Origin of the sequence: Pseudomonas sp. GD03858, from assembly GCF_029840925.1 — a bacterium.
GTDB lineage: Bacteria > Pseudomonadota > Gammaproteobacteria > Pseudomonadales > Pseudomonadaceae > Aquipseudomonas.
Map to the genome: position 1 here is coordinate 15,866 of NZ_JAOCDM010000071.1, position 11,200 is coordinate 27,065.

10 protein-coding genes are annotated in these 11,200 nt (G+C 62.9%); 6 read left to right on the top strand and 4 right to left on the bottom strand.

All coding sequences use genetic code 11. The features are described 5' to 3' along the window. Positions 1–44 precede the first annotated feature (44 nt). Positions 45–1,361: a UDP-glucose/GDP-mannose dehydrogenase family protein gene (locus N5D48_RS17535; RefSeq protein WP_279886637.1), complete on the bottom strand. Its 1,317-nt coding sequence runs from the start codon at positions 1,359–1,361 to the stop codon at positions 45–47. A gap of 860 nt (positions 1,362–2,221) precedes the next feature. After that, the gene (gene yaaA, locus N5D48_RS17540) at positions 2,222–3,001 is read right to left on the bottom strand and encodes a peroxide stress protein YaaA (RefSeq protein WP_279886639.1); all 780 of its coding nucleotides are present in this window, start codon (positions 2,999–3,001) and stop codon (positions 2,222–2,224) included. A 136-nt stretch (positions 3,002–3,137) separates the two neighbouring features. Here yaaA and N5D48_RS17545 point away from each other — a divergent pair, with 136 nt between their 5' ends. From N5D48_RS17545 to moaE, 5 genes are all read left to right on the top strand, one after another. Beyond that, positions 3,138–4,256, top strand: a complete 1,119-nt coding sequence (locus N5D48_RS17545) for a polysaccharide deacetylase family protein (RefSeq protein ID WP_279886642.1) — start codon at positions 3,138–3,140, stop codon at positions 4,254–4,256. Positions 4,257–4,899: 643 nt separating this feature from the next. Then, on the top strand, positions 4,900–6,294 hold the full coding sequence (locus tag N5D48_RS17550; protein WP_279886643.1) for a PhoH family protein: 1,395 nt from the start codon (positions 4,900–4,902) through the stop codon (positions 6,292–6,294). Between the two features lie 150 nt (positions 6,295–6,444). After that, positions 6,445–6,918, top strand: a complete 474-nt coding sequence (moaC, locus tag N5D48_RS17555; RefSeq protein WP_279886645.1) for a cyclic pyranopterin monophosphate synthase MoaC — start codon at positions 6,445–6,447, stop codon at positions 6,916–6,918. Continuing rightward, positions 6,915–7,160 carry a molybdopterin converting factor subunit 1 gene (gene moaD / locus N5D48_RS17560; RefSeq protein ID WP_279886647.1) on the top strand — a complete coding sequence of 82 codons (246 nt, stop codon included), beginning with the start codon at positions 6,915–6,917 and terminating at the stop codon, positions 7,158–7,160. The genes moaC and moaD overlap by 4 nt, the downstream gene beginning before the upstream one ends. Before the next feature lie 2 nt (positions 7,161–7,162). Then, positions 7,163–7,615: a molybdopterin synthase catalytic subunit MoaE gene (gene moaE, locus N5D48_RS17565; protein WP_279886649.1), complete on the top strand. Its 453-nt coding sequence runs from the start codon at positions 7,163–7,165 to the stop codon at positions 7,613–7,615. A gap of 35 nt (positions 7,616–7,650) precedes the next feature. Here the strand turns inward: moaE and rhlB are convergent, their stop codons facing one another. Next, positions 7,651–9,117, bottom strand: a complete 1,467-nt coding sequence (gene rhlB, locus N5D48_RS17570) for an ATP-dependent RNA helicase RhlB (protein ID WP_279886652.1) — start codon at positions 9,115–9,117, stop codon at positions 7,651–7,653. A 101-nt stretch (positions 9,118–9,218) separates the two neighbouring features. Next, entirely contained in the window at positions 9,219–9,875 is a 657-nt protein-coding gene (locus N5D48_RS17575) for an alpha/beta fold hydrolase (protein ID WP_279886655.1), read from the bottom strand. A gap of 335 nt (positions 9,876–10,210) precedes the next feature. On the opposite strand from N5D48_RS17575, the gene N5D48_RS17580 reads away from it, so the two are divergent. Further along, a partial coding sequence (locus tag N5D48_RS17580) for an amino acid ABC transporter substrate-binding protein (RefSeq protein WP_279886657.1) occupies positions 10,211–11,200 on the top strand: 990 nt, incomplete at its 3' end.

The window sequence follows — 11,200 nt, forward strand, 5'->3', positions numbered from 1 at the left end:
AGGGCGGGCGGCGCGCTGGGGAGGGACGCACCGCCCGGCCGGGTTTACCAGCAGATACCTTCGGTGCGGCTGGTGGCGCAGGTCGGCTTGCTCATGAAGCCGACCAGGTCGATCACCTGCTTGCCTTCCGGTGCCTGCTGGGCCAGGGCACGGAATTGCTCGTCACGGTTGCCCAGGATGATGATCTCGGCGTTGTCCACCACCTGCTCGAAGTTGGCGTTGAGCAGGGAGGAGACGTGGGGGATCTTCGACTCGATGTAGTCCTTGTTGGCGCCGTGGACGCGGGCGTACTCGACGTTCTGGTCGTAGATGTCGAGCTGGTAGCCCTTGCCGATCAGGCGTTCGGCCAGCTCCACCAGGGGGCTTTCGCGCAGGTCGTCGGTGCCGGCCTTGAAGCTCAGGCCGAGCAGGGCGACCTTGCGCTTGTCATGGCTTTCGATGATGTCGAAGGCGTTCTGCACCTGGGATTCGTTGCTGCGCATCAGCGAGTCGAGCAGTGGCGCGCGCACATCGAGGCTGGCGGCGCGGTAGGTGAGGGCGCGCACGTCCTTGGGCAGGCACGAGCCGCCGAAGGCGAAGCCCGGGCGCATGTAGTACTGCGACAGGTTCAGCGCCTTGTCCTGGCAGACCACGTCCATCACTTCGCGGCCATCGACGCCGGCGGCCTTGGCGATGTTGCCGATCTCGTTGGCGAAGGTGACCTTGGTCGCGTGCCAGACGTTGCAGGTGTACTTGATCATCTCGGCCACCTCGACCGGCTTGCGGATGATCGGCGCGTCGAGCTCTTCGTACAGGGCCTGCAGCACGTCGCCGCTGGCGCTGTCCAGTTCGCCGATGACGGTCATCGGTGGCTGGTCGTAGTCCTTGATCGCGGTGCTTTCGCGCAGGAACTCGGGGTTGACCGCGACGCCGAAGTCGACGCCGGCCTTCTTGCCCGAGCAGTCCTCGAGGATCGGGATCACCACGTTCTTGACGGTGCCCGGCAGCACGGTGCTGCGCACCACCACGGTGTGACGGCTGGTCTTGTCGCGCAGCACGTAGCCGATCTCGCGGCACACCGACTCGATGTATTCCAGGCCCAGGTCGCCGTTCTTCTTGCTCGGCGTGCCGACGCAGATCATCGACACGTCGCTGGCGCGGATGGCTTCGGCGAAGTCGGTGGTGCCGCGCAGGCGGCCGTTGGCGATGCCTTGTTGCAGCAGCTCTTCGAGGCCCGGTTCGACGATGGGCGACTTGCCCTTGTTGATCAGGTCGATCTTGGTGCTGGAAACGTCCACACCGATCACTTCATGGCCGCGTGCCGACAGGCAACCTGCACAGACGGCACCCACATAACCCAAACCAAAGATGCTGATACGCATCGCATTCACCTCGTGTGTTTATCACGCCAGCCCTTGCTCGAAGAGCCGACCGGGTTGATTGACCAGCAGTTTTCGGGCGCACGGATCCATGGCGAATTGACACTTCACCGAACGCAGGCATGAATAAATCCGGAGCGCAAAAAGTTATGCACTCAAAGTTGGCAGTCAAAGGCCAGTATTAATAAGGCGTGCCCTGGAATGCAGCCGTCTTTATTGCAATTTGCACTTGGCGAAATTGCTGTGCTTGTTCTTTCAATTGGAAAAACCTTTTGAAATCAACCACTAGGACGATTCTTTAGGGGCGCGTCTCTCCTTCGTGGGCAGGGCTTTCGGTGGTTGCCGTTGCACTGCCTGACTTGTTGGGGCCGGTGCTGGATAGCACTCGGCTGTCATCTGTAAGTCATCTCTCACGGCGAGCGCTTGAAATTCGTTACGGGTGCTATGAGCGGTGGGCGCGGGGAGAAGTTCCGGAGTGGGTTTTGCTGGAATGAAAGATTTCTAAATATTTTTTCAGCGATAAATACTTTCATATTGATAGCACCGCCCAGTTTCGCTCCCGTATATAAAGGGCGAAAACGAGGCGAGATGGTTATAGGCCAGCATGCGAAAATATTTTTCAAAATTCGTCAAAAAACTACGAGCGGTCTTATGGCGTTTTGCGATAAGGATCGGTTAGGCGGCTTTTTGGCGTTTGTTATTTGGCGGTGCCGGGAGTGAAAGCGTGCCCTGTTGCAGGGCGAGGATGGGATGGACTGCTTCGCAGCCCTTTCGCGACACAAGGCCGCTCCTACATGGGTATGCGCTTTCCTGTAGGAGCGGCCTTGTGTCGCGAAAGGGGCGCAAAGCGCCCCCTGGGGCCATCAGCCTTCGGCGTGATCGCGCAGGAACACCAGATGGTCCGCTTTCGACTGCTCGGCGCTGTAGTAGTAGCCCTGCACATCGAAGCGCTTGAGCTGCTCGGGGTCAGCGATGCGCTCCTGGATCACGAAGCGGCTCATCATCCCGCGAGCCTTCTTGGCGTAGAAGCTGATGATCTTGTACTGGCCGTTCTTCAGGTCCTTGAAGTCGACATCGATCACCCGCGCCTTGAGCGCGCTCTTCTTCACTGCGCTGAAGTACTCGTTGCTGGCCAGGTTGAGCAGCACATCGTCACCCTGGTCGGCCAAGGCCTGGTTCAGCCACTCGCTGATGCGCGTGCCCCAGAAGGCGTAGAGGTCCTTGCCGCGGGCGTTGGCCAGCTTGGTGCCCATCTCCAGGCGATAGGGCTGCATCAGGTCCAGCGGGCGCAGCAGGCCGTACAGGCCGGAGAGCATGCGCAGATGCTCCTGGGCGTAGGTGAAATCGTCTTCGCTCAGGCTCTGGGCGTCGAGCCCGGTGTACACGTCGCCCTTGAACGCCAGCAGCGCCTGCTTGGCGTTGGCGGGGCTGAAGTCGGGGGTCCAGCTGCCGAAGCGCGCGGCGTTCAGGCCGGCGAGCTTGTCGGACAGGTGCATCAGTTCGGCGATCTGTGCCGGCGACAGTTCGCGCAGTTGCAGGATCAGCTCCTGGGAGTCGTCCAGGTACTGCGGCAGGGTGTGGCGCTGGGTCACCGGCGGGGTGTCGTAGTCGAGGGTCTTGGCGGGGGAAATCACCGTCAGCATCGGGTCGGCTCCTGTAATCGTCGGGCGGATTCTACGGGGCCGGGGCGGCTACGCCAAACTATGGCGACGATAGTCACGGAACATCGTCTTGCGTCGCGTTATAGTGCGCGCCATGCCTTCAAGGAGAATGCTCACCGTGCGTATCGCCTTTGCCCTGTTCGCCGGGCTGCTGAGCCTGGGCGTGCAGGCGGCCCCGGCGGATTTCGTCAGCCTCGATCGCCAACTGTGGCCGGAATCGCTGGACAGTCCGGCGCTGTTCGATGTGGCGTCGCGCGCCGAGATTCTCTCGTTCGCCCGGGTGCTGCACGAAAGCGAGATGCTCGACGAGCAAGCGCTGGCGACACGGTTGGGGTTGCGCCAGGTCAACCTGCCGGTGGTGCGCGCGGTGCGGGCACGGATGTGGCAGCGTCTGTGGACCAGCTACCAGCAGGCACAGCAGAGCTGCGAGCAGGATGCCTCGTTCTGCTATCCGATCGAATCCATGGCTGACTTGCGCGCGCAAGCCGCCACGTTCGCTTCCAATGTCGGCACTTTCTATTCCGATTGGTTGGAACCGAGCCATCAGTTCCATGCCCGTTATCTGGATGAGCAACTGCGCAAGGCAGCCTTGTTCCCGCAGAACTCCAGCGAGGTGGAAAAACTTTCCGCTCGTGAACGCAATGGCGACGAGCTCAATGACCGGATGTTCCTGCTGACTTTCGTCGGTGGGCCGACACCCCAGGGTGGCGGCACCGATGCGATGACCGACTACCTGCGCCGGCAAAAGCTGGACGGGATCTTCTTCGTGCTCGGCAATCGCCTGCAGCAGCGGCGTGATGCGGGGGCGGTCGCCGAGCTGTACGCCGGGCAGTGCGTCGGGATCCAGGGTTGGGAGTACCGCTCCCATGCGCAGTGGCAGGGCTGGCAGGAGTCGTTGCGGCGCAGCCAGGGGCGGGTGCAGGCGGATTTTCCGGAGCAGTATGTGCCGTTGTTTCGGCCGCCATACGGGCAAAGGCGGGCCGATGGCGAGGCGTTCATGGCCAGTCAGCGGTTGCAGGTTTCGCTGTGGGACATCGATGCCCAGGATGACGGGCCGCTGAGCGCCGAGGCATCGGCGCAGCGGGTGCTGACCCTGATGCTGCTTTGGCGCAAGGGCGTGATCCAGTTCCGCGACGGCCTGCCCAAGGCGCAGCCGGCGCTGGAGTGGTTGTTGCAGCACACGGCGCAGAGCGGAATCGGCTGGGAGGACTGCCGGGGGTATGGGGGGCGGGAGTAGGGCTGGCTGTTGATTGTGTGCGGGCATGCAGGTGTTCGGCGAAAGTCTTGCAGCGCTCTCGAGATCGAGCGCCGCCCGCGCGGCGCATCGCGACGCAAGGCCGCTCCTACATCTGTTTCGGGCCAATGAGTCCTGTGAAAGTACCGCTGCCCGCCTTGGCGCATACCTTGAGCCATGTGGGGCGGCAGCAACGCCCACGCTGAAATTGTGTCGAGCCAACAAGGCGGACCAGGTAATGGCACAGGATTGACTGGCCCGAAACAGATGTAGGAGCGGCCTTGCGTCGCGATGCGGCGCTCGATCTCAAGGGCGCTGCACCTGTTCCGGCGGACACCGGGCGGCCATCTCGAGAACCCCAACCACAGCCACCTGATCCCTGAGCGTAGTCCCCTCGGCCCCCCGCGCCAAGCCCTGTTCGTCAATCCGAAAAATAAACTTCACCAGAGCGTAAAAAGTCTTTTTTCGGTCATGGTTTTTGCGGTATCAAGGAACCAGACAGCCGAACCCTGCAGCACAGGTGGCGTCATCCACGCCCCTTGCCAGGTGAGCTCCCCGCCCGTAACGACGCGGATACGGGGAGAACGGTAGTCACTCTGCGGCGCAGCCGTATGCGCCGTGTGGCTTTCACATAAGGTGACCGAGTATGGATGACCAAGGACGCAACCCTTCCTCCAACCAGCCAATCCTGTATGTGCTCGATACCAACGTCCTGATTCACGATCCCAACGCCCTGCTCAACTTCGAGGAGCACCACGTCGCCATACCGATGACGGTGCTGGAGGAACTCGACAAGCTCAAGACCGGCAAACACACCATCGCCGCCGAATGTCGCCAGGCCATCCGCCTGATCGACCAGACCCTGGGCGATGCCTCGCCCAGCGATGTCGAGCAGGGTGTGCCGATCCAGCGCGGCAAGAGCGGGCCCAAGGGCTTCCTGTCCATTCTCATGAGCACGCGCAACGAACCCAACCGCCTGCTCCCCGAAAACCTCGCCGACAACATCATCATCAACCAGCTGCTGGACCTGCGTGCCAAGCGTCCAGACCTGGATGTGGTGCTGGTCACCAAAGACATCAACATGCGCCTGAAGGCGCGCGCCTGTGGCATCGCCGCCGAGGACTACAGCACCGACCAGCTGGTCGACGACGTGTCCTTGCTGTCCAAGGGCTACCACTCGGTCAGCGGCTCGTTCTGGGACCGCGTGAGCAAGGTCGATACCCGCCAGGAGCGTGGCCGCACCTGGCATCGGGTGCAGCTGACCGACAACCTGCCGGCGGTGCACGTCAACGAGTTCATCATCGATGAGCAGGGTTTCGTTGGCTGGATCAAGGGCATTCGCAACGACGAGCTGCTGCTGCTCGACCTGCATCAGGAACCACTGCTGCACCAGGAAGCCTGGGGCCTCAAGCCGCGCGACATCCACCAGAGCCTGGCGCTGTTCGCCCTGCTCGACCCGGATATCCACCTGGTCAACCTGACCGGCGCCGCAGGCTCCGGCAAGACCATCCTGGCGCTCGCCGCGGCCATCGAGCAGACCATGGTCAGCAAGCGCTACCGGCGCATCATCGCCACCCGCAGCGTGCAGGGGCTGGACCAGGAGATCGGCTTCCTGCCGGGCACCGAGGCGGAGAAGATGGAACCCTGGCTGGGCGCCATCACCGACAACCTCGAAGCCCTGCACATGGATGACGAGAGCACCCACGGCAGTGTCGAGTACATCCTCGAGCGGGTGCCGCTGCAGTTCAAGTCGCTGAACTACATCCGCGGTCGCAGCTTCCAGCAGAGCCTGATCCTGATCGACGAGTGCCAGAACCTCACGCCGCACCAGATGAAGACCATCATCACCCGTGCCGGGACCGGCTCGAAGGTGGTCTGCCTGGGCAACCTGGCACAGATCGATACCCCCTACCTGTCGGCCACCAGCTCCGGGCTGACCTACCTCACCGAACGCTTCAAGGACTTCCCCCACGGCGTTCACATCACCCTGCAGGGCGTGCCACGCTCGGTGCTGGCCGAGTACGCCGAGTCGCACCTGTAACGGTCCGGGCCGGGCGTTCCGCGCCCGGCCTTCACTCTACCTGTGGGAGCGGGTCTACCCGCGAAGAGGCCGCTACTGCCGGTCTATTTTTCACTGCGAGAAGCTGACCCATGGGTTTACACTCTGCATTCCCTTCCCAGGAGCAGAGCAGTGCTGACTCATCTTGATTCCCAGGGGCGCGCCAACATGGTCGACGTCACTGAAAAAGCCGTGACCGCGCGTGAGGCGATCGCCGAGGCGCGGGTGCGCATGTTGCCGGACACCCTGCGCATGATCGTCGATGGCCAGCATCCCAAGGGCGACGTGTTCGCCGTGGCGCGCATCGCCGGCATCCAGGCGGCGAAGAAGACCAGCGACCTGATCCCGCTGTGCCACCCGTTGATGCTCACCGGCGTCAAGGTCGAGCTGGCTGCCGAAGGCGAGGACGTGGTGCATATCGTCGCCCGCTGCAAGCTGGCCGGACAGACCGGTGTCGAGATGGAAGCCCTGACCGCCGCCAGCGTCGCCGCGCTGACGATCTACGACATGTGCAAGGCCGTGGACAAGGGCATGGTCATCGAGCAGGTGCGCCTGCTGGAAAAGACCGGCGGCAAGAGCGGTCACTACAAGGCGCAGGCGCAATGAAGGTCAAGGTCATGTATTTCGCTCGCTATCGCGAGCTGCTGGGCGTCGATGCCGAGCGCCTGGAAGGCGACTTCAAGGTGCTGGAGGATGTGCGCCAGGCGCTGGTGGCCAAGGGCGGTCAGTACGCGGTACTGGCCGAGCAGAACCTGATGTGCGCGCGCAACGAAGAATTGTGCAGGCTCGACGAAACGCTGGAAGAGGGCGATGAAGTCGCGTTCTTCCCACCGGTGACGGGAGGTTGAGCATGAGCGTTCGGGTACAGGAGGCGGCGTTCGACCCAGGTCTGGAGGTCAACGCCATGCACGCCGCGAATGTCGGCGTGGGCGCGGTAGTCGGCTTTGTCGGCTATGTACGGGATTTCAACGACGGGATGGATGTGGCGGGGATGTTCCTCGAGCATTATCCGGGCATGACCGAGAAGGCATTGCAGAAGATCGTGGTCGAGGCCGAGCAGCGCTGGCCATTGCTCAAGGTCGAGGTGCTGCACCGTATCGGCGCCCTGGAGCCTGGCGAGCCGATCGTCTTCGTCGGTGTGGCCAGCGCGCATCGACAGGCGGCGTTCGACGCCTGCAATTTCATCATGGATTACCTGAAGACCCGGGCGCCGTTCTGGAAGAAGGAAAGTACCCAGGATGGGCCGCGCTGGGTGGAAGGCAAGCAGAGCGACCAGGATGCGGCAGGGCGCTGGGAGCCCTAGGGGAAGGCTGCTTTCTGTAGGAGCGGCCTTGAAGATCAGTGATGCTTGCGCGGCACCGGCTTCAGCAGCTCGTCCGGCGGCATCTCGCACTTGATCTTGCGCCCCAGCAATTCCTCGATCGCCGGCAACTGGTACGAATCGTCCTCGCCGGCAAAACTGATCGACACGCCACTGCTGCCCGCCCGGCCGGTCCGGCCGATACGGTGCACGTAGTCGTCCGGGTCTTCCGGCAGGGTGAAGTTGATCACGTGACTGATGCCGTCGATGTGGATGCCGCGCCCGGCCACGTCGGTGGCCACCAGCACGGTGATGCGCCCTTCACGGAAGTTCTCCAGGGTACGAATGCGCTTGTGCTGCGGCACGTCGCCTGACAGCTGGGCGGCGTTGATGCCGTCGCGCACCAGCTTTTCCTCGATGCGCCGTACTTCGTCCTTGCGGTTGGCGAACACCATCACCCGTTCCCACTTGTTCTGCGTGACCAGGTTGTACAGCAGCTTGTACTTGTCGCTGCCGGCCACCGCATAGACATGCTGCTCGACGGTCTCGCTGGCCACGTTCTCCGGTTCGATCTCGACGATGGCCGGGTTGGTGGTCCACTGCTTGGCCAGGTTCATCACGTCGTCGGTGAAGGTGGCGGAGAACAGCAGGGTCTGGCGCTCGCTCTTGGGCGGGGTCTGGCGGATGATCTGGCGGACCTGGGGGATGAAGCCCATGTCGAGCATGCGGTCGGCTTCGTCCAGCACCAGCACCTCGACCATGTCCAGGTGTACCTCGCCGCGCTGGTTGAAATCCAGCAAACGGCCCGGCGTGGCGACCAGGATGTCGCAGTGGCGGGCCTCGAGCGACTTGAGCTGCTTGTCGAAATCCATGCCGCCGACGAAGCTCATCACGTTCAGGCCGGTGTACTTGGTCAGCGCCTGGGCGTCCTTGGCGATCTGCACCACCAGCTCGCGGGTCGGGGCGATGATCAGCGCCCGCGGCTCGCCCATGTAGCGTTCCTTGGGCGGCGGCACCTGCTGCAACTGCGAGATGATCGAGATCAGGAACGCAGCGGTCTTGCCGGTGCCGGTCTGGGCCCGACCGATGGCGTCCTGGCCACGCAGGGTGTAGCCCAGGACCTGGGCCTGGATCGGCGTGCAGTAGGGGAAACCGAGGTCGTGGATGGCGTGCATCAGCTCGTTGGAGAGCTTGAAGTCATGGAAGCGGGTCTTGCCTTCCTGTGGCTCGACCACGAAATCCTCGGGTTTCCACAGGCTGGCCTGGGGCTTTGGTTTGCGTTCGCGGCGTGGCTTGTCCTTGGCGGGCTGTTCTGCGCGCGGCTGCTCGACGGGTTGGGTCTCGGCCTTCGGCTTGGGCGCGGGTTTGGGCCTGGGGCTCTTGTGTGCCGGGGCCTGGGCGGCAGCCGGTTGCGTGGCCGGGGAGGGCTGGGGCACGGCGACGGGCTCGGCGGCCTGTGGCGCGGCGTCTCCCTTGGCGAATATTTTCTTGAGTGCCTTGAGCACGGTCGTCTCGTCAACTGGTTAAGGAATGTACGCCGGGCAGTGTAATGCAAGAACCGGGCGCGGCGTAGTGGAATGCGCGGTGGGCTACAGGCTCGCCCGGGTCACTGCAGCTGGCGGCTCAGCCAGTCATGGATATCGTTCAGCTCCTCGACCACCACTTCATGTTCCATGGGGTATTCGTGCCAGCGCGCCGCCACGCCCCAGGTGTTGAGGTACTCGAACGCCGTGCGGCCCATGGCCGGGATCACCACCGGGTCATGCACGCCATGCAGGCACAGCGCCGGCGTGCGTTGCTGGCAGGCGCTCAGTTGCTGACTATCGGTGAAGGTCGGGGCATAGGTCGACAGGGCGATGACCCCGCCCAGGGCTTCCTGCCACTTTATATAGGCGGTGTGCAGCACCACCGCGCCGCCCTGGGAGAAACCGGCGAGGAAGATCCGCGACAGGCTGATGCCCTTGGCCTGTTCGGCCTTGATCAGGGCGATGACCTGATCGGCGGACTCTTCCAGCTGTGCCTCGTCGATGGCCCGGGCCGGGGTCATGGCCTTGATGTCGTACCAGCTGGGCATCTGGTAGCCGCCGTTGATGGTCACCGGGCGGGTGGGCGCCTGGGGCATGACGAAACGCGTGCTGTGCAGCCGTTCCTGGAGAAATTCGGCCACCGGTAGAAAGTCGTAACGGTCGGCGCCCAGGCCGTGCAACCAGATCACACAGGCGTCGGCGGTGTTCTGTGGCTCGAGAATCAGCGGGTTGGTCATGAATGCTCCGAAAAAGTGCGCACGTACGGATTGAGTGCGTAAAAAAAAGGCGATGGAGGTTAATGCCAGAAAAAGATGTCGCAACTCTACAACTTTTCCTACTTGACGCTCACTTAATCGCTCTGGACCTCGACTGTGGTACGCCCTTTGCTACGTCCTTCGCATGCGTAGGAGTGGGCCAGTCGCGGTAACACCCCTCGTGTGGATAGAAGGCTGTCACAGAACAGCCCATTGCGCCAATTGACCCAAAAACAAGCCAACAAGGGGTCGGATGCGCCTCATAAGGGTGCGGTGCAATTCCGGCTCATACAACAAGAGCGATTTGGAGGTTGTTGATGAAGATGTTGAAAACCACCCTGGCAGTCCTGACCGCCGCCGCCGCGCTGGGTGCCACCAGCTTCGCCCAGGCCGGCGCCACCCTCGATGCGGTGAAGAAGAAGGGCTTCGTCCAGTGTGGCGTGAGCGATGGTCTTCCAGGATTCTCCGTGCCGGACGCGCAAGGCAAGATCGTCGGTATCGACGCCGATGTGTGCCGCGCCGTGGCCGCCGCGGTGTTCGGCGACGCGACCAAGGTCAAGTTCAGCCAGCTCAACGCCAAGGAGCGCTTCACCGCGCTGCAGTCCGGCGAAGTCGACGTGCTGTCGCGCAACACCACCTGGACCAGCTCGCGCGATGCCGGCATGGGCCTGGTGTTCGCTGGCGTCACCTACTACGACGGCGTCGGCTTCCTCGCCAACAAGAAACTCGGCGTCTCCAGCGCCAAGGAACTCGACGGCGCGACCATCTGCATCCAGGCCGGCACCACCACCGAGCTGAACGTCTCCGACTACTTCCGCGCCAATGGGCTGAAGTACACCCCGATCACCTTCGACACCTCCGACGAAAGCGCCAAGTCGCTGGAATCCGGTCGTTGCGATGTGCTGACCTCGGACAAGTCGCAGCTGTTCGCCCAGCGCTCCAAGCTGGCCGCGCCGACCGAGTACGTGGTGCTGCCGGAAACCATCTCCAAGGAACCACTGGGCCCGGTGGTGCGCAAGGGCGACGAGGAGTGGTTCAGCATCGTCAAGTGGACCCTGTTCGCCATGCTCAATGCCGAAGAGGCCGGCGTCACCTCGAAGAACGTCGAGGCCGAGGCCAAGTCCACCAAGAACCCTGACGTCGCCCGCCTGCTGGGCGCCGATGGCGAGTACGGCAAGGACCTCAAGCTGCCCAAGGACTGGGTAGTGCAGATCGTCAAGCAAGTCGGCAACTATGGCGAAGTGTTCGAGAAGAACCTGGGCCAGAGCACCGACCTGAAGATCGACCGTGGCATGAACGCCCTGTGG

What these genes read in the sequence shown, in the direction of transcription:
- N5D48_RS17535 (WP_279886637.1), bottom strand. Translation starts at nt 1,361, where the DNA reads ATGCGTATCAGCATCTTTGGTTTGGGTTATGTGGGTGCCGTCTGTGCA.
- yaaA (WP_279886639.1), bottom strand. Translation starts at nt 3,001, where the DNA reads ATGCTGACGGTGATTTCCCCCGCCAAGACCCTCGACTACGACACCCCG.
- N5D48_RS17550 (WP_279886643.1), top strand. Translation starts at nt 4,900, where the DNA reads ATGGATGACCAAGGACGCAACCCTTCCTCCAACCAGCCAATCCTGTAT.
- moaD (WP_279886647.1), top strand. Translation starts at nt 6,915, where the DNA reads ATGAAGGTCAAGGTCATGTATTTCGCTCGCTATCGCGAGCTGCTGGGC.
- moaE (WP_279886649.1), top strand. Translation starts at nt 7,163, where the DNA reads ATGAGCGTTCGGGTACAGGAGGCGGCGTTCGACCCAGGTCTGGAGGTC.
- N5D48_RS17575 (WP_279886655.1), bottom strand. Translation starts at nt 9,875, where the DNA reads ATGACCAACCCGCTGATTCTCGAGCCACAGAACACCGCCGACGCCTGT.